Raw genomic sequence first — 20,909 nt, 5'->3', positions numbered from 1 at the left:
TCGGAGCCGAAACCCGGCGCGGCGGGCGGGGTTCCCGCGGTTCGCACACGTCCCCGTCGGGTGAGCGGGTTCGCGGACGCCGTCCGTGGACGTCGCCGTGGGACCGTGCTCCGGGGCGACTGGCGACGTGACGCCCGTAGACCGGAGACGTGGTGGCGTCCACGTAGGACCATGACGCCGGCGGACCGAAGATCGGAGCGAAGCACGTGACCGAAGCGGGGTCCCTCCCCCCGAGCGGCCGTCACTCCCGGTCCGTATCGATACTCCTAACCCTCCCTTTGCCACAGTATCGTACGACTCCACTATGAAACTTCACGAGTATCAGGCGAAGGAGGTCTTCGCCGACGCCGGGATCCCGGTGCCGGACTCGCGGCTCGCGTCCACCGTCGGGGAGGTCGTGGACGCGGTCGGCGAGATCGGCTACCCGGCGGCCATCAAGGCGCAGGTACACGTCGGCGGGCGTGGGAAGGCCGGTGGGATCGAGATCGTGACGGACGAGGAGGAGGCCCGCGAGGCCGCCGAGTCCATCCTCGGGATGGACCTGAAGGGGTACACCGTCGAGAGGGTGCTCGTCGAGGCCGGCGTCGACTTCGAGAACGAACTGTACGTCGGCATCACGATGGACCGCGGCGAGGGCGAACCCGTCGCGATGGTCTCGACCGAGGGCGGCGTCGACATTGAGGAGGTGGCCGCGGAGACGCCGGAGGCCATCGCCCGGGAACACATCGACCCCGCGTTCGGCCTCCACCCGTACCAGGCCCGCAAGGTCGTCTACGAGGCGGGCATCGAGCGCGACGTCGCCGGCGACGTGGCCTCGATCGTCTCGACGCTGTACGACCTCTACGAGGCGAAGGACGCCTCGGACATCGAGATCAACCCCGTGATGATCACGGCCGACCGCGAGGTCGTCGCGGCCGACGCCGTGATGAACATCGACGAGGACGCCCTCTTCCGACAGCCCGAACTCGCCGAGATGGAGGACGAGGCGGCCGAGGACGACCTCGAGGCGAAGGCGAACGACTACGGCTTCGACTACGTCCGCCTCTCGGGCAACGTCGGCATCATCGGCAACGGCGCGGGCCTGGTGATGACGACGCTCGACCTCGTGGACCACTACGGCGGGTCGCCCGCCAACTTCCTCGACATCGGCGGCGGCGCCAAGGCCGAGCGCGTGGCGAACGCGCTCGACATGGTGTTCTCCGACGAGAACGTCGACGCGGTCGTGTTCAACATCTTCGGCGGCATCACCCGCGGCGACGAGGTCGCGAAGGGTATCAACGGGGCGCTCGAGCGGTTCGACGAGATCCCCAAGAAGGTCGTCGTCCGCCTCGCGGGCACGAACGCCGAGGAGGGGATGGAGATCCTGAACACCGACCTGGTGCAGGTCGAATCGACGCTGGAGGACGCCGTCCAGCGTGCGGTCGCGAACGCGAAGGAGGTCAACCAATGAGCGTATTCGTCGACGACGACACCCGCGTGGTGGTGCAGGGCATCACCGGCGGGGAGGGGAAGTTCCACACCGAACAGATGCTCGAGTACGGCACGAACATCGTCGCGGGCGCGGTGCCGGGCAAGGGCGGCCAGGAGGTCGCCGGCGTCCCGGTGTACGACACCGTCACTGAGGCCGCCCGCGAGGAGGACGCGGACGCCTCGGTCGTGTTCGTCCCGCCGGCGTTCGCCGGCGACGCGGTCTTCGAGGCGCTCGACTCGCCGCTCGATCTGGTCGTCGCCATCACCGAGGGCATCCCGACCCAGGACATGGCGAAGGTCAACAAGCGCCTCTCGGAGGTCGACACGCGGCTCATCGGGCCGAACTGCCCCGGCATCATCACGCCCGGGGAGACGAAGCTCGGCATCCTGCCGGGCGACATCTTCGAGTCGGGCGACGTCGGCCTCGTCTCCCGCTCGGGGACGCTGACCTACCAGGTCGTCTCGAACCTCACCGAGCGCGGCATCGGCCAGACGACCGCCGTCGGCATCGGCGGCGACCCCATCATCGGGACGTCGTTCGTCGACGCGCTGGAGGCGTTCGAGGCCGACGAGGACACCGAGGCGGTCGTGATGTGCGGCGAGATCGGCGGCGAGGACGAGGAGCAGGCCGCCCGGTACATCGCGGAGAACATGGACACGCCCGTCGCGGGCTTCATCGCCGGGCGGACAGCTCCGCCGGGCAAGCGCATGGGCCACGCGGGCGCGATCGTCTCCGGGAGCGGAACCGGCACCGCGGAGTCGAAGATCGGTGCGCTGAACGACGCCGGCGTTCCCGTCGGGGACACGCCGAACGAGGTCGCCGACCACATCGAGGACTACCTGTAGACTCGCTGTTCTCGTCGTAAACTCGGGATTTCGCGGTTTTCGTCGGAACCGTCGGTTACGGCTACGCCGCCGATAGCTCGAAAGCGCCCGGAACGCCGGCCGCGGGGGCTTCCGGGGCGGTCTCGCAGGACGACGACGCACGACCGGACGGGAATCGACCGACTCGAACTCACTCCCCCTGATCGAACGACTCGCAGACGAGCGCCTCCGTCCCGCGACGGATCCGCTCGGAGGCCGCCTGCGTGGACACGCCCAGCGACGCGGCCACCGCGCTCAGGTCGCAGTCCCGCGGTACCCCGAAGAAGCCGAGTTCGGCCGCTCGCCGGAGCGCCTCGGCCTGCTTGTCCGAGACGCCCGACGGGGCGTCGTCCCCGTCGACGCCCTCGTAGAGGCGCAGGAGCGAGACGTCCATCCCCTTGGCTCGGCAGGCCTCGAAGTAGCGACCGATCGTGTCACGGTCGGGAAAGCGGGTACGGACCTCCAGGCCCGCCTCCGTCATCGAGAAGCCGAGGCGCGAGACGCCCAGTTTCACGTCCGTCGGGTACAGCACCGTCGCCTCCGCGGGGTCGACGTCCAGCCGATAGAACCGTCGGTCGCAGGCCGTCTCGACGCGCTCCCAGCGTTCGACCCCCTCGTCCGCGTCCATGGCCGCCTCGAACCGGTCGAACCCCTCGCCCTCGGCCCAGAAGAACACCGTCGGCGCCGCCGGGTCGTCCGCCAGCAGTTGCTCGGCCCGCAACGAGATCGCCGGCACCCGCTCGAGCGCCCCCGCCAGCGGGAACTCCCCGTGTGAGAGCCGGAACTCCGCGACGAGGCTCACGTCCGCACATGGCCGCCTCGCGGTAAAACACGTTCGATTCGGTACACGAAAGCGGACGAGGGGGGGAGTGTCCGCGTTCGGAGGGCTGTCAGAGGTTGTCCACGCGTGGGGCACCCACTCGTGAACGTTCGCCTCTTTTCAGACGACTGCCGTAAATCTGCCGCCTTTCTTCTCCGACTCCACCCGCCGGTCGGATCGCTCGCCGATCGGTGTCGGCCGACCGAATTCGCCGGCCAGTCGCCGTCGCGATGCTGTAATGTACTCCTCATTTCCCGCCCGGACGCCCCCGAATCGGAGACCCATCACTGTCCGAAAGATTTCGTTTCCATCACAGATGCTGGTGACCGATCCCCACGCTGTGTGTGGACTCGTCCCGTTCGGTACCGACGGACTCTTCCGGGTCACGTCGAAACCGGGACGTACATCACGACGGCTGTCAGCGTCGTGAGACGATACCAATGAACGCACGTCACCTCATCTCCGCGCTCGTACTGCTCTCCACCGTCGTCGGCGTCGCAGCGGTGGCCGGATCCGTGGCCGCCCAGGACGCCGCCCAGACGGCGAACGAAACCGCGACCGTCGACTACCCCGACCAGGAGGTCGGTGAGACGGTCACCGTCGCCGAGGCCACCCTCCCCGAGGGCGGCTTCGTCGTCGTGTTCAACGAGTCCGGCAACTACGTCGGTAGCAGCGACTACCTCGAGGCCGGCACCCACGAGAACGTCACCGTCGAACTCGAGAGCGAGTTCGAACGCGGTCAGGTCTCGGTCGCCCAGCTCTTCCAGGACGACGGCGACGAGTCCTACGCGGTCGGCAACGAGACGGCCTACACCGCCGACGATAACGTCACCGTGAGCGACAGCGCGTACGTCTCCGAGGGCGACTTCTCCCGCACCGAGGCCGACGACGGGACTCCGACGGAGGACGTGACCGAGGCGACCGACGGGACCGACGGCTCCGACGGCGAGTCGACCGACACGACGACGCCCGGCTTCACCGCCGTGCTCACGCTCGTCGCGCTCCTCGGCGCCGCGTTCCTCGCGGTCCGCCGATAGTCGCCGACCGTTCGCCGACCGATCGACCACGGTTCTCCGATTTTTCGGCCGCCGCGAGCCGCGGGACTCAAACCGCCGGGGTGGCAAGACCCGGACGTGACCGACGACGAGTGGGCCGCGCGGGTTCGTGCCAACCGCGCCGAGAAGGACGAGTTCCTCACGGAGCACCGGCAATCGCCGCTCCCTCCGGAGGCGCGCGAGGGGTTCGACGGGCTGGACTACTTCCCGCCGGACCCGGACTACCGGGTGACCGCGGCGGCGACCGTCCACGACGACCCCGAACCGGTCGAACTGACGGTCCGGAACGGCGAGGCGGTCAGGTACGAGCGGGCCGTGACGTTCTCGTTCGAGCTCCCGCGCGACGACGGCGGCCTCGAGTCGGCGACGCTGGCGGGCTACCGGCGACCGGACGAGGAGACGCTGTTCGTCCCGTTCCGCGACAAGACGACCGGCCAGGAGACGTACGACGGCGGCCGCTACATGGACCTCCACCCCGAAGGGACCCTCTCGGACGGCGACGAGGTGGCGCTGGATTTCAACCTCGCGTACACGCCGTTCTGCGCGTTCGCGGACGCGTTCGCCTGCCCGCTGGCTCCCTCCGAGAACTGGCTCGACGCCGCGGTCCGGGCCGGCGAGAAGGCCCCGTGAGCCACGGTGACATCCCACGAAACCGGACGCCGGCGTCGAGGTAAACGGTAACGCTCATTAGCCACGGCTCCGCAGGCCCCACCATGGAACGGCAAACCCTCGTCGGTGCGGCGCTGATGGTCGTGGGCACGGTCCTCTTTCTCCCCGGGGCGGCACCGGGGGCGGACGTCCTCACGAGCGCGGGGCTGGTCGCGGCAGCGGTACTGCTCACCTGCGGGACGTACCTCGTCGGCACGAGCGAGGGCGGGCGACCGGTCTGACCGGAGCGAACCCCGACCAGTCTTCTCGACGCGACCGCTCGGTCGTTCGTCCCGTCGGGCCGTCGGTGCCCCACGGCGACCGGGCTACCGGTACCGCGCCAGCGACTCGGCGGCGCCGCGCGCGAGATACCCCATGTCGGTCCCGACGATCTGGTAGTCGAACCCCACGTCCGCCCAGTGGTCGACCTCCTCCGGCGAGGTCGCGAGCGTTCCGACCGGCACCGAACTCTCCGAGAGCACCGTCCCCACGGCGTCGAGGAACGGCTCGGACTCGTACTCGCCGAAGGCGCCGAGGGCGGCCGAGAGGTCCGCCGGCCCGACGAACAGCGAGTCGAGCCCGTCGACGGCGGCGACGTCGGCCGCGTTCCCGACGGCCTCCGCGGACTCGACCTGCGCGACGGTCGCGATCGCGTCGTTGGCCGACCCGTAGTACTCCTCGAACTCCCGGACGTAGTTCGACGCCCGCGCGGCGGCGACGCCGCGACGACCCTCCGGCGGGTAGCGGGTCGCCTCGACGAACGCCTCGGCCTCGGCGGCGGTGTCCACCTGCGGGGCCATCACCCCGGCGGCACCGGTGTCGAGCACGCGCTTGATCCGGACGTGGTCGTTCCACGCGACGCGGACGAGCGGGGCCGTCTCCCCCTCGGCCGCGTCGACCGCGCGGACCATCGACTCGACGGTCCCGACGTCGGTCGACGCGTGCTCGGTGTCGATCACGACGAAGTCGAAGTCCGCGGCCGCCGTCTGTTCGGCCACCTGCGCGGACGGAATCGACAGCCAGCTCCCCGCCGGCGAGTCCTCACGGAGCGTCTCCCTGATGGTATCGGCCATACCGGCTCATCGTGACCGGGGCCTAAAAACGGGGGCGAGTCCGGCGCCGTGGCCCGACGTCGGACTCCCACTCGCGGGCCACCCCCGCCAGAACAGTGATGCGTCCGGCGAACGTTCCCCCGAGCATGGCCGGCGACGATCCGGAGCCGAACGACCCGCTCTCGCCGTACTCCCCGTCGCAGGTCCCTGACGTCCCGGGGAACGGCCGAAGGTGGGTCGCGATCCTCCTGGCCCTGATGCTGCTGCTGGGGGCCTTCTACGGGTTCCTCTCGCTTTTCCGCCCGCTCTGATTCGCGGGACCCCGAACCCCGATTCGACGCCGCTCGACCGACCCACCGGAGGCGGTCGGCACCAGCGAGCGGCGTTTTGGCATGAACGGGTTTTGCGGGGGTTCGACGAGCGAGCGCGCCGGAGGGGCGCGAGCGAGGAGCGACCCCGCAAAAGAGGTTCGTGCGAGAGGTTCAGGTCGAGGCGTGCCGCACCACGCCCAGCACGAACGCGGCGCCGACGAGCGCGACGACGACGACGAACGTCGCGACGACCGCCTCCGGCGACTCCTCGATCCACGTCGCGACGGAGTCCACGATCCACCGGAGTCGGTCGCGGATCGCCGGGCGAAACGGGAGCCGAAGGTAGAGGAGCAGCGTGACGGCGCCCACCAGGGCGTAGTCGACGGCGTCTCGCTCGCGGACCCACATGGGGAGGTGTCGCGGGACGGCCGGCAAAAGGGTTCGCCCCGGGTTCTCAGCCGCGAGAACCCTCGTGTCGACGCGTTGCCTCGTCCGTCGGTCGCTACTCGTCGGACGCGGACGCCTCGTCGACCCGGTCGGCGTACGACCCGAGTTCGTCCGCGAGTTCGCGCGCCTCGGCGGCCGAGAGCGTCACCCGGTCCGCGTGGGCGGGGAGGGTCTCCAGGTCGGCGTTGTCGAGTTCCAGTTCGAGCGTGACGTGGTCCGGGTTCGTGCGCGGCGCCGTGACGTTCAGGACGGCCGGCGCGGACTCCTCGAAGCCGTGGCCGGTCGCCGTCCCCTCGAGGAGGTCGAAGGTGGTGTAGGCGTTCACGCGGATGAGCCGGTCGGGCATGCGCGGACCTTAGTCGTCCGAGGTGATGGGCGTTCCGTCAGCGCGGGCGGGCGCCGGGCTGTCGTCCATCGTGTCCTCCTCGGCGTACGGGTACCACGTCAGCTTCGTGTTGTGCATGTACGGGTCCTCGTAGGAGGTCTCCTCGGGCTCGACGAGTTCCTCCAGCGTCTCCTCGTCGCTGCGCTCGACGAAGTCGCGGAAGCTCTCGTCGCCCTCACGCCGCTCTTCGAAGCTCGCCAGCAGGTTCGCGATGGCGCCGGGCACCTCGTCGGCCGGGATACGCTGGCCGACCCAGTCGGCGAATCGCGGGTCCTCGCCGAGGCCGCCGCCGAGGCCGACGTCGAGCGCCTCGACCGCCTCGCCGTCCTTCCGGGTCTTCATCCCGCGGAGGCTGATGTCCGCGATCTGCGGCTGGGCGCACGAGGCAGTGCAGCCCGAGAGGTGGATGTGGAAGTCCTCGACGCCGTCGGGGAGTTCGACGTTCTCCTTCAGCCAGCGGGCGTACCGAACCTGCCGGTTCTTCGTCTCCACGATGGAGAGCGAGCAGAACTCGGTGCCCGTGCAGGCGATGGAGCCGCGCATGAACGGGTGCGGATCGGGCGAGTAGTCCTCCAGCAGCGGCTCCGCGAGCAGATCGTCGAGGCTCCCCTCGGGCACGTCGGTCACGAGGACGTTCTGCCGCTGGGTGAGCCGCACCTCGCCGGAGCCGTACTCGTCGGCGAGGTCCGCGAGCTCCAGCACGTCGTCGACGCCCATCCGGCCGACGAGGACGTTCAGGCCGACGTAGTAGTTGCCGTCGTTCTGCTCGTGGACGCCGACGTGGTCGTGGTGGCCGCCCGTCGCGCGCCCGGAGTTGTACGTGTACTCGTCGCGGAGGTCCTCGGCCGCCGTCTCCAGTTCGAAGTCGACGAACTCCTCCTGCAGGACGTCGCGTACCTTCTCCGTGCCCCACTCGTCGACGAGGAACTTGATGCGCGCGGAGTAGCGGTCCTCGCGGTTGCCGTGCTCGCGGAACAGCGCCGACATGCCGCCGGCGACCTCGTTGGCGTCCTCCGGCTCGACGAACACGTCGATGTCGCGGGCGAACCGCGGCTCGTTCCTGGCGAGGCCGCCGCCGACGCGGACGTTGAACCCCTTTCGGCCGTCCTTCTCGGCCGGCTCGAACGCGAGGTCGTTGATGTCGCCCTGCCCGCAGCCCTCGCGGCAGCCCGTCACCGACACCTTCCACTTGCGGGGGAGGTTGGTGTGGTCGTCGTCTCCCTTGAACGTGTCGTGGAGGTTCAGGGCCACCGGCAGCGCGTCGACGAACTCGTTGCTGTCCTTGCCCGCGACCGGGCAGCCGACGATGTTGCGCCAGGAGTCGCCGCAGGCCTGCTGGGTCGAGAGGCCGTTCGCCTCGAGTTTCTCGAAGACGTCGGGGATGTCCTCCAGCCGGATCCAGTGGAGCTGGATCGACTGGCGGGTCGTCCAGTCGCAGTAGGCCGCGCCGAACTCCGGGTTCTCGCCCGGACCGCGGGCGTACTCGTCGGCGATCTCGCCGACGACACGGAGCTGTCCCGGCGTCAGCACGCCGTTGGGCGTGCCGATGCGCATCATGAAGTAGCTCTCCTGGCCGTTCCGCTGGTGGTACAGCCCCCACCACTTGAAGCGCTCGAACCAGGCGTCGTGTTCGTCCTCGGGAATCGACTCCCAGCCCTCCTCGGCGAACTCGAGCAGGTGCTCCCGGATCTCGTTGCCGTACGTCTCCGACTTCCACCGCTCGACGTCCGTGGGCATCCTTGCCCACACCTCCAGGCCGCAGTTCCCTAAAGCGACCCTCGCCGTCAATCCTCCCCGGGGCTACCCGAATGAGGAAACTATTTCCGGTTGTCTCCCCCGCCGCCCGGCGTCCGCACCGCGCCGGCCGCGAGCGGTTCGAATCCGGCGCCGACGAGGCGTCCGACGGGAACCGGGCCGGTCGTCACCGACGCGCCACAGCGGATGCAGGTGCCGTACGTCTCGGCGGCGACGGTCCGCCCGTCGACGGCGACGTCGGTGATTCCCTCGACGACGAGGTCCGCCACCGGACAGCCGCACACCCCCGCCACGTACCAGAGTTCGCTCGCTCCGGCGCGGCGCTCGTCGTCCAGCGACACCCAGGCGCCGTCGTCCAGCGTTCGCAACGAGACGGTCACGTCCGGACGGACGCGGCGCTCGCCCGTAGCCCCGTCGGCGGGCGCAACCCTCGTCGCGTCCGGTGACGCCCCGTCCGCGCCGGAACCGGGGTACCGGACGGCGATCCGGGTCCCGACGCCCGACCGAGACGACGGCAACCCGTTCCGGTACCGGGGAGCGCCGGAAGCGCTTGACCGCGAGGACCGGCTTATGGGTCGCCGACGAGTAGGCGGGGTCGATGACCGACGAGGAACCGCGGGAACACGCATCGGCCGACGCCGCGCCGGAGCTGTTCCGGGCGAGAGCGGAACGGGGGGAGGAATGAGCGACGAGGCTGTCGAGGACGCCCGGGCGACCCGGGAGGCGGGCGGGACCGACGAGGCGGGTCCGCTTCGAGCGACGGGTTCGACGGGGGACGTCGACGCTCGCGGGGGGACCGGCGAGACCTCCGAAGCCGAGGCCGAGGGTGAGCGGTCCCATCTGGACGAGGTCCCGTCGGGGGCGGGCTGTACCGAGATCTGGGAGAAGCTGAGCGAGCAGCGCGAGGCGGCCGACGACGACGAGTAGGCCGGCACAGCCGAACGGCGGCCCCGAGCGACCGGCCGTGATCGGTCGACACGCAACCGACACCTAAGTTGTTAGGGCTAACTGTCTTCCCAGCGGCAGTACACCGCGTCTACCGGGGATGGTTCAGCGGCCCCATTGCAGACCCCCGGACCCTCCGCTACGAGCCGGACGTCGCCGGCCCGGTCGCTCCGACATGCACGCGACCCGGCCGAACGTCCGGAGGGTCTCCGGATCTTCTCGCGCCATGGACCGTTCGCCGTCACCGTCTCCCGGACCGTCGAGCGGTGTACGCGCCCCGTCACCCGACGCTCGCCGGCTGGCGGGGCACGTCGCGTGTCGACTCGTCGCTCGGAGAGAAACCATGCCGGGGGCGGGCTCCGAACCCGCGATCTCCGCATGTCCCAGGTACGAGGCTCGGCGGGCCTCGTGGGGCGGAGGCTTCCAAGGCGGTCCGCACCGAATCTCGAAACCCTATGAGTGCGGCGCTATGTCCAGCTAAGCCACCCCGGCTCACTCGAACGTGGCGCGGTGATACCCTTGAAGCTTCCCATCTCCCCCGACCGCCTGACGGCGTCGCCTCGTCCCCCGGTCCCCGCCGACCCACCGGTTTTAAGCCATGGCACGGGTCAATCCGAGGCATGAGTCTGCCGGAACTGGTCCAGCGGGAGATGGGCGGGGAGGACCCCGCCGCCCGGGTCCACCTCGGCGGTGACGACGAACTGTTCGTCACCCCGACGCGGACGCTCATCTACCGCGGCGAGGGGCTCCTCTCCGACGAGTCGGTCGAGGAGTACCCACACGACGCCGAACGGATCGCGGTCTCCGAGTCGCGCCGCAAGGCGAAGCTGACGCTCGATTACGGGCTCGACGGCGAGCGGTCGTTCGCCGTCCCCCGGAAGCGGTTCGACGGCGTCCTCCACCCCGTCATCGCCGGCGTGCTCTCGGCGGCGGACATCACCGACCCCGGCGAGACCGTCGAGCGGACGTTCCGCTTCTCGGACCTGACGCTGGTCGTCACGAGCGCACGCGTCGTCAAACACATCGGCGCGGCCGTCTGGGACGAGGAGTACGAGGAGTTCCCGTTCGACGACGTGACCGACCTCACCTTCGAGGAGGGGAGCGTCGCCACCTCGGTCGTCCTCTCGGTGAACGGCCGCCAGGAGCGGTTCAAGGCGCCCGCCGAGGAGGCCCGCGCGGTCCGCGAGTCGCTCACGGAGGTCATCACGGCCTACTACGGCGTCGACTCGCTGGAGGCGTTCCGCGCGCTCTCGGCCGACGCCGAGGGCGAGGACGAGGAGGACCGGGGGGAGGTCGACTTCGGCGACGGCCCGGACCCGCTCTCGGCGGAGCCGGCGGAGGTCGAGAGCCCCGAGAACGCGACCCGCGAGGACCCGCTGGAGGACGTGCTCGGGGACGACGCGGGCGCCGAGCCAGCCGCGACGACCGCCGGCGGCGGCGAGTCGGCGAGCGGCGGTCAGGCCAACGGGGGGTCCGCGGCCGCCGCGACCGAACCGCGAGCCGACGAGGACGCCTTCGAGGAGACCGGCTTCGAGGTCGCCGAGCCGACCGACGACGCCGCCGAGGAGTTCGCGGCGCTCAGACAGCAGGTCGAAGCGCAGAACGAGCGGCTGGACCGCCAGCGGGAGCTGATCGAACGGCTCATCGAGGAGCTCCGCCGCGGGCGGTAGTTCCCGACCGGCCCCGGGCGCTACTCCCGACCGAGCACCTTCCTGACACACGAGGAGCCGAACGGCCCCAGTTCCCCCGTCCCGAACCGGACGAAGTGGCCGGTAGTGATACCGGTCCCGCACCGTCGGCAGGAGAACTCGCCCTCGCGCGTGAGGACCTGGGAGTCGAACCTGACGAACGAGCCGCCGCGCCGGGTCCGCACCGTCGCGCCCTCGCGGTCGATGACCCCGCGGTCCTCGGCCGCGTCGAGGATGTCGCGCGCGAGGGTGGGGCTCGTCGTCACCGCCTCGATGCGGTCCATCGCCTCCGCGAGCGGGAGTTCGTCGTCCTCGACGTGTTCGAGGAGTTCGACGCCGAGTTCCACGGTTTCGGTTCGGGTTCGGTCGGTCGGCACGGCCTCGTATCCCCGTTTTCGGGAGGCCGCTTAAACGTCGCGCCGAACGGCGTGGTGGGGTCGGGCCGTCTCGGTGCGGTCGGGCCAAAACTCGACCGGACGACTTTTTCGGTCGCGCCGCCGACCCGGACGCGTGAACCGCCGCGCCCTCGCGGCCGGGGTGCTCGCACTCCTCGCGCTCGTAGCGGCGTGGCTCGCCTCGCCCGACCTGCTCCTCTCGCGGGTCGACTGGCTGCTGGCCGACCCGCTCCGGTTCGCCGTCGCGCTCTGCGCGCTCGCGGTCGTCCGTCCGCTGCTCGCGTGGCCGACGTCGCTCCTGGGGGTGCTCGCCGGCTACGCCTACGGAGTCGCGGGGGCGCCCCTCGCGCTCGCGCTGATCACCCTCACGAGCGTCCCGCCGTACCGGGTCGCGCTCCGGGGGCGCGAGGGCTGGGGGGCCGGCAGGGCGTCGGGGCTGACGCGCCGGGCGGCCGAGGCGGGCGAGCGCGCCGTCGGCGTCGCGGGCGACTTCCGCTCGGTCGCGGCCTCGCGGCTCCTTCCGACCCCCTCCGACGCCGTCAGCGTCGCCGCGGGCCTGGCGGGCGTCCGGCTCCGGCCGTACCTCGTCGGAACCGCCGTCGGGGAGGTCCCCTGGGCCGTCGCCGCGACCGTCGCGGGCGCCTCGGCCGGCCGGGTCGCGGCCGGCGGGGTCGGCGCCGCCTTCGACCCGCGGCTCGTCGCCGCCGCGGCGCTCGCGGGGCTCCTGTTGCTCGCCGGACCGGCGTACCGCCGGTACGTGAACTCCCGGTCCGGGGCCTGATCCGGACGCGTTCCGTCGAACGCCGCGCCTACCCGTCCGACGGCTCGCGGGCCATCACGAGCGCGTCGCCGCCGTCGTAGAAGCCGGGGCGACGGCCGGCGACCGCGAACCCGAGGTCCCGGTAGAGCGCGAGCGCGGCGTCGTTTTCCGGCGCGACGAGGAGCGTGACCCTCGCGTCAGCGTCCGCGAGGACGCGCCCGAGCAGCTCCGCGGCACGCCCCTCGCGGCGGTGGTCCGGGTGGACGACGAGTTCCGCGACGTGGACGCTCCCGTCCGTCCCGCCCGGCACCGGCAACACGTACCCCACCGGCCTCTGGTCGCTCGGCCGCCCGTCGACCGATCGCGCGTCGTCCGACCCTTCGCCCGCGACGCTCACCAGCACGTCGCCGACCCGGAGCCCGTGCGCGAGCAGGTCCGGGCTGGGCTCACGGAGGTGGCACTGGAGCGCGCGGAGGGCGGATTCGTCGGTCTCCCGTCCCGGTCGAACGCGCGTCACACGATCGAAACCACGAGCGGGAACGCCATAACCGCGCCGGCGAGCGCGCCCGCGAGCGTCGCGAGGAAGTTCACCGCCTGGTTCGTCAGGCGCTCTCCCTCGACGGTCGCGCCGAGCAGGCTGTCGACGGTCATCCCGACGAACCCGGCGCCTGCGACGACGACCAGAGCGGGGGCCGCGCCCCCGAGCGGCATCAGGAACGCGGCGATGGCCCCGACGAGCGCCGCGCCGGCGAGCCCCGCGAGTTCGCCCTGCCAGGTGACCGCGCCGTCGGTGCCGGGTTCGACCGGTTCGAAGGTGGTGACGAGCCGCGGGGCGTCGTAGAGCCCGCCGAACTCCGAGGAGAGCGTGTCCGCCATCGCGGCCGCGACCGAGCCGGCGAAGGCGAACGCGAGCAGCGTCGGGGCGACGCCCGCGAGCGGGAGCGCCGGGTCCAGCAGGCGGGCCGCCGCCGCGTAGCCGACGACCGCGAACAGCGCGACCGCGGCGTTGCCGAGGACGTTGCCGGTGCCTCGCGCGCCGTCGTTCCCCTCCGCGACGCCGCGGGCCCGTTTCTCCTCGTACCGGTACTTCGTCGCGAGCGCGCCGACCGAGAAGAACGAGATCAGGACGGCGAACCAGCCGTAGCCGCCGAGGACGACCGAGAGCGCCGCGAGGAGGACGCCCGTCAACATCCCGGGGACGGACGCGGCGTCGAGCGCGTACGACACCCAGCCGAGCGCGACCGCCAGCCCCAGGCCGACCGCGACGAGGACGGCCGGGACGGTCCCGGTGAGCCCGGCGAACAGCCAGAGGAGGAAGCCGACCGAGACCATCACCAGCGGGTCGTCGCGGCCGAAGAGGATCGACCGGAGCAGCGCGGCGACGAGCGCCCCGACGGCCGCGAGGAAGGCGTACTCGGGGACGGCCCCGACCGAGAACTCGCCCGCGAGCGCGGCGACGAACGCCTGCCCAACGGTGCCGGCGAGCGTGGCGGCCGCGACGAACCCCGCGACGACGGCGAACTCGTCGGTCGTCGCCGTCCGGACGAGTTCGCGCCCGAGATTGCCGTACGCGAGCGTGAGCACGGCGGCCGCGAACACGGTGTCGGGCATCGGCACCGCCCCCGGGAACTCCATCGTGAGGATGCCGAGTCCGGCGGCCGCGAGCGCGAAGCCGGCGAGGCCGTTGAGTCGGCGGTCCTCGTGGTCGCCCGGCCGGGCGAACAGCTCGAAGAGGGGTCCCTCGTCGACGACGAACGCCGCGAGGACCGCGACGAGGGCGAAGGGCGCGGCGGCGGCCGGTCCGAGCGCGGGGGCTCCGAGCACGAGGGTCGCGACGGCGGCGAACGCCCCGGCGCGCCGGAGTCGGTGAGTCACGTGGTGCGGTATCGCGGACGGCCACTTAACGGTCCCGACACGATAGCCAAGCGTAACCTCCCCTACGGGGCCGCTTCTCCGCGATTCCGGCGGCTTCGGCGCCGATCGGCCCCGTACGTTCCCCGGAACGACGGCCGGAACGCTCCACCCGTCCGCCCGGGAGGGTCGATGCGCGCGACGCGAGCCCCCTCGTGGGGTCTCGTGAGCGGCGAAGAAGCCATATAGTAGACGCGCGCGAGGCTCACGCGAACGACGGCGGCCGCGCCGAGTCCGGAATCAGGGGGTTTTCGGGAACTGCTCCACGACGACCGAACCGGCAGGGGAGCCGGGTGCCGCAGGCTCTCCGGGAACCGTACGATCGCGGCCGGATCCACTCTCGGACCGAGAACCGCGCGGCCGTCCGGGGATCGTTCGACCCCGAATCGCGATCCGCCGGGTCCGGCTCACCCCTCGCGTTCGGAGTCGCCCACCGACTCCGCGTCGCGGTCGCCCACGTCGGGCAGTTCCTCCACCGACCCCGCCAGCGAGGCGGCGTCGGCGGCGACCGTCTCGTAGTCGACGCCCGCCTCCTCGGCGACCAGCCTGAGGTGGGTCGCCAGCAGGGTCAGCGCGCGGAGTCCCTCCTCGTGCGGGTCGTCGGCGGTCTGTGCGAACGCCGTGTCGACCTCCTCGCCGTGGACGACGCCGACGTGGACGGCGGTCACGTCGTCGGCCTCGAGGAGCGTCCGCGCGTTCTCCAGTTCCCGCTCGAACGTCGACCCGTCCGCGTCCTCGTCGCTCATGGTCGTGGATGCGGGCGACCGGGCCAAAAACGCGTCGTCGCCGCGGCGATGCCGCGCGAGGCGGGGTTACTCGGGGCGCGGACGGGAGACGAACAGCGTCGGGATGATGCTGAACGGGACGTACACGGACTGGTGGCACGGGCAGTAGACGCCGTCCTCCGCGCCGTACCGGGCCGAACCGGGCTCGCTCTTGAACCCGGGGACACAGCAGAAGTGCGTACACTTGTTCAGCCACGCGATGAACCCCTGGCTGGTGGAGGCCTGCAGCCACTGCTGGATGCCGGAGTCGACCTCGTACGTCCGGCCGTTGGCGGCCTCCGCGGAGCCGTTCTCGGCGAGCTGCTCGATGACGGGGCTCCGGAGCAACTGGATCGGGATGGTGTCCTCCGTGTCCTGGGACCGCCAGGTGCCGGTCGCGGGCTTGCCCATCCCCTCGGCGCCGATGCCGTTACCCCACGACTCGTAGTCGGAGAACATGTCGACCGTGAACTGGTCGCCGCCGCTCATCTGCTCGGCCTGCCACTCGTAGGCGGGACTGTCCCCCGCGTGGAAGTAGTTCCCGCCCTCGGGCTCGTAGCCGGGCTGGATGCCCTGGTACGTCTCGACCCCGCAGTACTGGAACCACTCGGTCGTGTAGGTGGTGCCGCCGAGGTCCGTCCGGGCGACCTGGACCTCGACCCCCTGTTCGGTCTCGGTGGAGACTTCTGGCCACAGCCCGCCGATGTTCCCCTCGTCGTCGATCTCGATGGGGATCTGGGGCATCCCGCGGGGCGCCGGCCCGGCGGTGTTCTCGATGGCCATCGCCTCGGTGGCCCCGCCGCCCGACCCGCCCGAGCTCGTGAGGCTGTTGACCGTCGCGGACCCCACGCCGCCGACCCCTGCCAGGGCCGCTCCCCCCACGACGCCCTTGACGAACCGGCGACGTCCCGAATCGCCGGGGTACTTGTCGTCTGCGCTCATGGCTACGGCTCCGAGGCGACTACGCAAAAGCCTGACGAAAGGCGGGACGCGCGCGCCGTGACCGGATTTTCGGAGGCGTAGCGCCCTCCCGCCCGGGGCGAGTCGCCTCAGTTATTACTTCGGTTACGAGGCAATTCTTCGACCGAACGGGAAAGCCTCTACCCGCCGGGTGACGTACGGCAACACATGACGGACGAACCGCGCGACGTCCGACGCGACGTCCGCGAACTGGGCACGCTCCTCGGCGACGTCCTGGAGGAGCAGACCTCGCGGGCGGCGTACGAGGCGGTCGAGGACGTCCGGACCGGCGCCATCGACTACCGGCGCGGGTCGGCGGACGGTCGGGACCCGGTCCGCGAGCGACTGGCCGGACTAGACCCCGAGACGACGCGGACCGTCGCGCGGGCGTTCGCGACGTACTTCGAACTCGTGAACGTCGCCGAGGAGCGCGAACGCGTCCGCACGGTCAGGCGCCGGCAGAACGAGGGGACGCTGCCCGACGGCCTCGGCGCGACCGTCGACGCGCTCTCCGGGATGGACGACGAGGACGTCGCCGACGCGCTCGCGGACGTGCGTGTCGTTCCGACGTTCACCGCCCACCCGACCGAGGCGCGCCGGAAGACGGTGAAGGCCAAACTGCGTCGCGTCGCCGACGTCCTGGCCGACCTCGACGAGCGCCGGCTGACCCGCCGCGAGACGGTCGCGCGCTACGACGACCTCGAGGCGGAGGTCGAGTCGCTGTGGGCGACGCGACAGGTGCGGCGGCGCCGCCCCGTCCCCACCGACGAGGCGCGCGACGTGCGCTGGTACCTCGAGAACACCCTGTTCGACGTGGTGGCCGACGCCTACGACGCGCTGGAGGACGCCGTCGGCGAGGACCACCCGACCGTCGACGTCCCCGACGTGCTCTCCTTCCGCTCGTGGGCCGGGAGCGACCGCGACGGCAACCCGCACGTCACCCCAGAGGTGACGGCGGAGACGCTCGCGGCCCAGCGCGACGCCGTGCTGTCGCGGTACGACGCGGAGCTCGACGCGCTCGCCGGCGTCGTGAGCCACGATGGCGGGCGGCTGACCCACACCGACGCGTTCGAGGCCCGCGCCGACGCCCAGCGCGACGCGGTGCCGCGGGCCGCCGAGACGGCGGACGACCGACATCCCGAGGAGCCGTACCGTCGGTTCGTCCACCTCCTCCGGACCCGACTCGACCGGGTGGACGACCTCAGGCCCGGGGAGTTCGACTCGTCCGGGGAACTGGAGGCGGCGCTCGACGACCTCGCTACCGACCTGCGGGCGAACGGGCACGACGCGGTCGCGCGCGAGCACGTCGACCCGCTGTCGCGGCGGGTCGAGACGTTCGGCTTCACGCTCGCCGCGCTCGATCTCAGGGACCACCGGGAGAACCACACCGCGGCCGTCGCGGCCGTGCTCGACCGCGAGGGCGTCGACTACCTGGGACTGGACGAGCCCGAGCGGCAGGCCGTCCTCACGGAGTCGGTGCTCGGGGAGTCGATCGGCGAGCTCGACGCGGACGGCCTCGCCGACGCCCCGGCCCGCGTCTGCGAGCGGTTCGACGCGCTGGCCGACTGGCACGCCGAGTACGGCGTCGAGGCCGTCGACGCCTACTGCATCTCGATGACCGAGGAGCCCTCACACGTGCTCGAGGTGCTCTACCTCGCGGATCTCGCCGGAGTCGTCGACCTGCCCGAGCACTGCGGGCTCGACGTGGTGCCGCTCCTGGAGACGGCCTCGGCGCTCTCGAACGCCCGCGACATCCTCGGAACGCTCGTCGACGACGACGCGTACGGCGCGGCCCTCGAGGCGCGGGGGGGCCTCCAGGAGGTGATGCTCGGCTACTCCGACTCGAACAAGGAGAACGGGCCGCTGGCGGCCGCGTGGGACCTCCACCGCAACGCCCGTCGGCTGGCCGAGGTCGCCGCGGACGTGGGGGTCGAACTGCGCCTGTTCCACGGGCGCGGCGGCTCCATCTCCCGCGGCGGCGGCCCGATGAACGAGGCGCTGCTGGCGCTCCCGCCGGAGACGGCGACCGGCGAGGTGAAGTTCACCGAGCAGGGCGAGGCCATCGCGGAGAAGTACGCCAACCCCCGCGTCGCCGAGCGGGAACTCGAACAGATGCTCGACGCGCAGGTTCGCGCACGGCTCCGCTCGCTCACGGGCGAGGCGACCGGGCCGAAGGAGGAGTGGGAGGCGGCGATGGACGCCGCCGCGGCGGGCGCCCGCACGGCGTACCGCGACCTGCTCGACTCGGAGGGGTTCGTCCGGTACTTCGAGACCGCGACCCCCATCGCCGTCATCGAGGAACTGAACATGGGGTCGCGGCCCGCCTCGCGGTCGGGCGAGCGGACCGTCGAGGACCTCCGGGCCATCCCGTGGGTGTTCTCGTGGACCCAGTCGCGGGCCATCCTCCCGGGCTGGTACTCGGTCGCCGCGGGACTGGACGCCTACCTGGAGGGCGAGGGGGGATCGGACGACTGCACGGGGACGGGCGACCTCGACACGCTCCGCGAGATGTACGAGGGATGGCCGTTCTTCCGGACGACCGTCGACCACGTCGCGCTCTCGCTCGCCCGGACCGACCTGGAGATCGCCGCCGAGTACGCCGAACTCGCGCCGCCGCCGCTCCGGGAGCGCTTCTTCCCGCGGATCGAGTCGGAGTACGAGCGCGCCGTCGAACTGGTCCGGGCGATCACCGGGCGCGAGGAGTTGACGGGTCGGGCGTGGCTCGCGGAGAACCTCGATCGGCGGAACCCGTACGTCGACCCGCTGAACCTCCTGCAGGTGCAGTTGCTCGCTCGGACCCACCGGTCGGAGGCGGAGGAGCGGGCGCTACGGCTCACGGTGAAGGGCATCGCGGCCGGCATGAAGAACACGGGGTAGGCGACGGCAGCGAGCGGACCGCACGAACCGGTCCGTTCGCGTCCGTCCGGTCCGCACCCGGCGGCCTGGTTCGTCCTGCACTGGATGGTGACTCGGGCCGACATCTACGGCCGGAGGAGTTCCGCGGCCGCCCTGACGGTCTCCACGCCGAAGACGACGACCACGGCCGTGACGAGCAGCAGCGCGAGCGCGGCGCCGAGGACCCCGTCGAGGCTCCCGCCGCCCGCCACCCGCACCAGCAGCGCGCCGAGCAGCGCGAACAGCACCGCGACGCCGAGCACGAGTCGGACGTCGGTCCGCCGTCCGCCGCCGTCCGCCGTCGAGTCCGTTCCGGTCGCCTCCACCTCCGTGTGGGATGTGTCTGGCATGGCGTCACGCTAGACGGCCGATCCGGGGATAATACTTAGCCGGAGGCGCGGCGAAAGTAAATGTGGTCGCCGTGGGCTCGCGCCCCGACCGGGCCCCCGCGTCCCGATCAGACCCGGTTCCAGGGCGCCTCCTCGAAGTCGACGATCCGCCGGGACTCCGACAGGTCGTCGATGGCGGCGACGTCGTCCCCGTCGAGCTCCAGGTCGGTCGCCGCGAGGTTCTCGCGGAGGTGGTCCTCGCCGGTCGCCTTCGGGATCGCGGCGACGTCCTCCTTCGCGAGGAGCCAGGCGATGCTCACCTGCGCCGGGGTGGCGTCGTGCTTCCCGGCGATCTCCCGGATCTCGGGGACGTCGGCGACCTGGTTGCGCGCGATCGGGCAGTAGGCGACGAGCCGGTGGTCGTCCTCGCGGGCGAGTTCGCGGAGCTCCTCCTGCCGGAACAGCGGGTGGCACTCCACTTGGTGGGCGAAGAGGGGGCTCTCAAGGTGTTCGCGCGCCTCCCGTAGCTGGTCGGGCCGGAAGTTCGAGAGCCCGACGTTGCGGACCAGCCCCTCGTCGACCAGGTCGTCCAGCGCGCGGCACGTCTCGGCCGCGTCGTAGGTGTCGATCGGCCAGTGGACGTACAGCAGGTCGATGGCGTCGACCCCGAGCCGCTCGGCGCTCTCGCGGGCCGACTCCACCGCGTCGTCGTACGCGAGGTTCCCCGTCGCGAGCTTCGTCGCGACGAACACGTCCTCGCGGTCCACGTTCGCGGCGGCGAGCGCCTCGCCGACGTACCCCTCGTTGTCGTAGCTCTGGGCGGTGTCGACGTGGCGGTAGCCGAGTTCGAGCGCCGTTTCGACGCTCTCGGCGCACCGTTCCCCTTCGAGCTTGTAGGTCCCCTGTCCGAAGCGACGGAACTCGGGCATGTCGAACCGGTCCGTCGCCGCGAGGGTGAATCCGTCGGTCGCGGTCGGCGGGGTCGAAGTCCGCGTGGGCGACGGGACCGCCGCGGGCGCCGGGATGATAGCGCGCCCATATAACGATTGCTGGTAACGCTTAACATGGTCGTGGCGACTACCATCACCCGAAGAGCATGTTCGAACGCTTCTCGAGCGGCTACTACCTCGGACGCCTCTACGTCCAGCCCCGGGGCGAACGCGAGGCGGCGATCAAGCGCGACGACCACGAGCGGGTCAACGAGCAGCTCTACGCGACCGGCGAGGGCGTGGAGCGGCTCGACAACCCGCTCGTCATGAAGGTCGGGACGCGCCACTACCCGGTCGTCGGGGACGACGACGTCCCGCGCGGGACGCTCACGCTCCCCGAGGACGCGGTCCCCGGCGACCTGGAGGGGAAGCTCCCCGGCCGCCGCGAGGTGTTCCTCGCGAACGCCGACCGTGCGGAGGACCTCCTCCAGTTCACCGGCTGGGAGGGCGAGTCGAGCGCGTAAGC

General features: G+C 71.5%; 24 protein-coding genes and 1 tRNA gene. 11 read left to right on the top strand and 14 right to left on the bottom strand.

What is annotated here, in order from left to right; genetic code table 11:
• Positions 1–304 precede the first annotated feature (304 nt).
• Positions 305–1,450 (top strand): ADP-forming succinate--CoA ligase subunit beta, encoded by a 1,146-nt coding sequence (gene sucC / locus HUG12_RS07470; protein WP_179268158.1) that lies wholly within the window; start codon positions 305–307, stop codon positions 1,448–1,450.
• Positions 1,447–2,316: a succinate--CoA ligase subunit alpha gene (gene sucD, locus HUG12_RS07465; protein ID WP_179268157.1), complete on the top strand. Its 870-nt coding sequence runs from the start codon at positions 1,447–1,449 to the stop codon at positions 2,314–2,316. The genes sucC and sucD overlap by 4 nt, the downstream gene beginning before the upstream one ends.
• Before the next feature lie 169 nt (positions 2,317–2,485).
• Here sucD and HUG12_RS07460 read toward each other — a convergent pair whose 3' ends face one another.
• A complete protein-coding gene (locus HUG12_RS07460) occupies positions 2,486–3,136 on the bottom strand; it encodes a helix-turn-helix domain-containing protein (RefSeq protein ID WP_179268156.1) in 651 nt (216 codons plus the stop codon).
• Positions 3,137–3,594: 458 nt separating this feature from the next.
• On the opposite strand from HUG12_RS07460, the gene HUG12_RS07455 reads away from it, so the two are divergent.
• The 3 genes from HUG12_RS07455 to HUG12_RS07445 all read left to right on the top strand — a co-directional run bounded on the left by HUG12_RS07455 (position 3,595) and on the right by HUG12_RS07445 (position 5,099).
• Entirely contained in the window at positions 3,595–4,191 is a 597-nt protein-coding gene (locus HUG12_RS07455; protein ID WP_179268155.1) for a DUF7282 domain-containing protein, read from the top strand.
• Between the two features lie 96 nt (positions 4,192–4,287).
• On the top strand, positions 4,288–4,839 hold the full coding sequence (locus HUG12_RS07450; RefSeq protein ID WP_179268154.1) for a DUF1684 domain-containing protein: 552 nt from the start codon (positions 4,288–4,290) through the stop codon (positions 4,837–4,839).
• 83 nt (positions 4,840–4,922) lie between these two features.
• Positions 4,923–5,099 carry a hypothetical protein gene (locus HUG12_RS07445; protein WP_179268153.1) on the top strand — a complete coding sequence of 59 codons (177 nt, stop codon included), beginning with the start codon at positions 4,923–4,925 and terminating at the stop codon, positions 5,097–5,099.
• Positions 5,100–5,183: 84 nt separating this feature from the next.
• Here the strand turns inward: HUG12_RS07445 and HUG12_RS07440 are convergent, their stop codons facing one another.
• Positions 5,184–5,930, bottom strand: a complete 747-nt coding sequence (locus HUG12_RS07440) for an HpcH/HpaI aldolase family protein (RefSeq protein ID WP_179268152.1) — start codon at positions 5,928–5,930, stop codon at positions 5,184–5,186.
• A gap of 125 nt (positions 5,931–6,055) precedes the next feature.
• Here HUG12_RS07440 and HUG12_RS07435 point away from each other — a divergent pair, with 125 nt between their 5' ends.
• On the top strand, positions 6,056–6,220 hold the full coding sequence (locus HUG12_RS07435; protein ID WP_179268151.1) for a hypothetical protein: 165 nt from the start codon (positions 6,056–6,058) through the stop codon (positions 6,218–6,220).
• A 171-nt stretch (positions 6,221–6,391) separates the two neighbouring features.
• On the opposite strand, the gene HUG12_RS07430 is transcribed toward HUG12_RS07435, so the two are convergent.
• From HUG12_RS07430 to HUG12_RS07415, 4 genes are all read right to left on the bottom strand, one after another.
• Positions 6,392–6,628, bottom strand: coding sequence for a hypothetical protein (locus HUG12_RS07430; RefSeq protein ID WP_179268150.1), 237 nt, complete (start codon positions 6,626–6,628; stop codon positions 6,392–6,394).
• Positions 6,629–6,722: 94 nt separating this feature from the next.
• Positions 6,723–7,013, bottom strand: a complete 291-nt coding sequence (locus HUG12_RS07425; protein ID WP_179268149.1) for a DUF6360 family protein — start codon at positions 7,011–7,013, stop codon at positions 6,723–6,725.
• A 9-nt stretch (positions 7,014–7,022) separates the two neighbouring features.
• Complete coding sequence (locus HUG12_RS07420; protein ID WP_179268148.1) at positions 7,023–8,789, bottom strand: nitrite/sulfite reductase; 1,767 nt, start codon at positions 8,787–8,789, stop codon at positions 7,023–7,025.
• 80 nt (positions 8,790–8,869) lie between these two features.
• A complete protein-coding gene (locus HUG12_RS07415) occupies positions 8,870–9,187 on the bottom strand; it encodes a hypothetical protein (RefSeq protein WP_179268147.1) in 318 nt (105 codons plus the stop codon).
• Between the two features lie 301 nt (positions 9,188–9,488).
• Here HUG12_RS07415 and HUG12_RS07410 point away from each other — a divergent pair, with 301 nt between their 5' ends.
• Positions 9,489–9,734 (top strand): hypothetical protein, encoded by a 246-nt coding sequence (locus HUG12_RS07410; protein WP_179266819.1) that lies wholly within the window; start codon positions 9,489–9,491, stop codon positions 9,732–9,734.
• A gap of 362 nt (positions 9,735–10,096) precedes the next feature.
• Here HUG12_RS07410 and HUG12_RS07405 read toward each other — a convergent pair.
• Positions 10,097–10,244, bottom strand: a tRNA-Met gene (locus HUG12_RS07405).
• Between the two features lie 128 nt (positions 10,245–10,372).
• Between HUG12_RS07405 and HUG12_RS07400 the strand changes: the two genes are divergently transcribed.
• Positions 10,373–11,422 (top strand): DUF7115 domain-containing protein, encoded by a 1,050-nt coding sequence (locus tag HUG12_RS07400; RefSeq protein WP_179268146.1) that lies wholly within the window; start codon positions 10,373–10,375, stop codon positions 11,420–11,422.
• 20 nt (positions 11,423–11,442) lie between these two features.
• Here HUG12_RS07400 and HUG12_RS07395 read toward each other — a convergent pair whose 3' ends face one another.
• The gene (locus tag HUG12_RS07395) at positions 11,443–11,817 is read right to left on the bottom strand and encodes a DUF5830 family protein (RefSeq protein ID WP_179268145.1); all 375 of its coding nucleotides are present in this window, start codon (positions 11,815–11,817) and stop codon (positions 11,443–11,445) included.
• 133 nt (positions 11,818–11,950) lie between these two features.
• On the opposite strand from HUG12_RS07395, the gene HUG12_RS07390 reads away from it, so the two are divergent.
• Positions 11,951–12,616 carry a TVP38/TMEM64 family protein gene (locus HUG12_RS07390; protein ID WP_179268144.1) on the top strand — a complete coding sequence of 222 codons (666 nt, stop codon included), beginning with the start codon at positions 11,951–11,953 and terminating at the stop codon, positions 12,614–12,616.
• A 28-nt stretch (positions 12,617–12,644) separates the two neighbouring features.
• Here the strand turns inward: HUG12_RS07390 and HUG12_RS07385 are convergent, their stop codons facing one another.
• The 4 genes from HUG12_RS07385 to HUG12_RS07370 all read right to left on the bottom strand — a co-directional run bounded on the left by HUG12_RS07385 (position 12,645) and on the right by HUG12_RS07370 (position 16,212).
• Positions 12,645–13,112, bottom strand: a complete 468-nt coding sequence (locus tag HUG12_RS07385) for a GNAT family N-acetyltransferase (RefSeq protein ID WP_179268143.1) — start codon at positions 13,110–13,112, stop codon at positions 12,645–12,647.
• The gene (locus tag HUG12_RS07380) at positions 13,109–14,470 is read right to left on the bottom strand and encodes a DUF92 domain-containing protein (RefSeq protein ID WP_179268142.1); all 1,362 of its coding nucleotides are present in this window, start codon (positions 14,468–14,470) and stop codon (positions 13,109–13,111) included. The genes HUG12_RS07385 and HUG12_RS07380 overlap by 4 nt, the downstream gene beginning before the upstream one ends.
• A 443-nt stretch (positions 14,471–14,913) precedes the next feature.
• Entirely contained in the window at positions 14,914–15,252 is a 339-nt protein-coding gene (locus HUG12_RS07375; RefSeq protein WP_179268141.1) for a hypothetical protein, read from the bottom strand.
• Between the two features lie 66 nt (positions 15,253–15,318).
• Positions 15,319–16,212, bottom strand: a complete 894-nt coding sequence (locus tag HUG12_RS07370; RefSeq protein WP_179268140.1) for a ubiquinol-cytochrome c reductase iron-sulfur subunit — start codon at positions 16,210–16,212, stop codon at positions 15,319–15,321.
• A 186-nt stretch (positions 16,213–16,398) separates the two neighbouring features.
• On the opposite strand from HUG12_RS07370, the gene HUG12_RS07365 reads away from it, so the two are divergent.
• A complete protein-coding gene (locus HUG12_RS07365; protein WP_179268139.1) occupies positions 16,399–19,107 on the top strand; it encodes a phosphoenolpyruvate carboxylase in 2,709 nt (902 codons plus the stop codon).
• Positions 19,108–19,211: 104 nt separating this feature from the next.
• Here HUG12_RS07365 and HUG12_RS07360 read toward each other — a convergent pair whose 3' ends face one another.
• Positions 19,212–19,475 carry a hypothetical protein gene (locus HUG12_RS07360; protein WP_179268138.1) on the bottom strand — a complete coding sequence of 88 codons (264 nt, stop codon included), beginning with the start codon at positions 19,473–19,475 and terminating at the stop codon, positions 19,212–19,214.
• A 107-nt stretch (positions 19,476–19,582) separates the two neighbouring features.
• Positions 19,583–20,383, bottom strand: a complete 801-nt coding sequence (locus tag HUG12_RS07355; RefSeq protein ID WP_179268137.1) for an aldo/keto reductase — start codon at positions 20,381–20,383, stop codon at positions 19,583–19,585.
• Positions 20,384–20,550: 167 nt separating this feature from the next.
• Here HUG12_RS07355 and HUG12_RS07350 point away from each other — a divergent pair, with 167 nt between their 5' ends.
• The gene (locus tag HUG12_RS07350) at positions 20,551–20,907 is read left to right on the top strand and encodes a DUF5802 family protein (RefSeq protein ID WP_179268136.1); all 357 of its coding nucleotides are present in this window, start codon (positions 20,551–20,553) and stop codon (positions 20,905–20,907) included.
• Positions 20,908–20,909: the final 2 nt, after the last annotated feature.

Source organism: Halorarum salinum (assembly GCF_013402875.1).
GTDB classification, from domain to species: domain Archaea; phylum Halobacteriota; class Halobacteria; order Halobacteriales; family Haloferacaceae; genus Halorarum; species Halorarum salinum.
Note: the sequence above shows the minus strand (reverse complement) of the source record. Positions and strands in the feature narration are given on the sequence as shown.

Coding starts and splice junctions, on each gene's coding strand:
- HUG12_RS07350 (WP_179268136.1), top strand. CDS start 20,551: ATGTTCGAACGCTTCTCGAGCGGCTACTACCTCGGACGCCTCTACGTC.
- HUG12_RS07420 (WP_179268148.1), bottom strand. CDS start 8,789: ATGCCCACGGACGTCGAGCGGTGGAAGTCGGAGACGTACGGCAACGAG.
- HUG12_RS07400 (WP_179268146.1), top strand. CDS start 10,373: ATGAGTCTGCCGGAACTGGTCCAGCGGGAGATGGGCGGGGAGGACCCC.
- HUG12_RS07430 (WP_179268150.1), bottom strand. CDS start 6,628: ATGTGGGTCCGCGAGCGAGACGCCGTCGACTACGCCCTGGTGGGCGCC.
- sucC (WP_179268158.1), top strand. CDS start 305: ATGAAACTTCACGAGTATCAGGCGAAGGAGGTCTTCGCCGACGCCGGG.
- HUG12_RS07370 (WP_179268140.1), bottom strand. CDS start 16,212: ATGAGCGCAGACGACAAGTACCCCGGCGATTCGGGACGTCGCCGGTTC.
- HUG12_RS07410 (WP_179266819.1), top strand. CDS start 9,489: ATGAGCGACGAGGCTGTCGAGGACGCCCGGGCGACCCGGGAGGCGGGC.
- HUG12_RS07455 (WP_179268155.1), top strand. CDS start 3,595: ATGAACGCACGTCACCTCATCTCCGCGCTCGTACTGCTCTCCACCGTC.
- HUG12_RS07375 (WP_179268141.1), bottom strand. CDS start 15,252: ATGAGCGACGAGGACGCGGACGGGTCGACGTTCGAGCGGGAACTGGAG.
- HUG12_RS07355 (WP_179268137.1), bottom strand. CDS start 20,383: ATGCCCGAGTTCCGTCGCTTCGGACAGGGGACCTACAAGCTCGAAGGG.
- HUG12_RS07360 (WP_179268138.1), bottom strand. CDS start 19,475: ATGCCAGACACATCCCACACGGAGGTGGAGGCGACCGGAACGGACTCG.
- HUG12_RS07435 (WP_179268151.1), top strand. CDS start 6,056: ATGGCCGGCGACGATCCGGAGCCGAACGACCCGCTCTCGCCGTACTCC.
- HUG12_RS07365 (WP_179268139.1), top strand. CDS start 16,399: ATGACGGACGAACCGCGCGACGTCCGACGCGACGTCCGCGAACTGGGC.
- HUG12_RS07445 (WP_179268153.1), top strand. CDS start 4,923: ATGGAACGGCAAACCCTCGTCGGTGCGGCGCTGATGGTCGTGGGCACG.
- sucD (WP_179268157.1), top strand. CDS start 1,447: ATGAGCGTATTCGTCGACGACGACACCCGCGTGGTGGTGCAGGGCATC.
- HUG12_RS07425 (WP_179268149.1), bottom strand. CDS start 7,013: ATGCCCGACCGGCTCATCCGCGTGAACGCCTACACCACCTTCGACCTC.
- HUG12_RS07440 (WP_179268152.1), bottom strand. CDS start 5,930: ATGGCCGATACCATCAGGGAGACGCTCCGTGAGGACTCGCCGGCGGGG.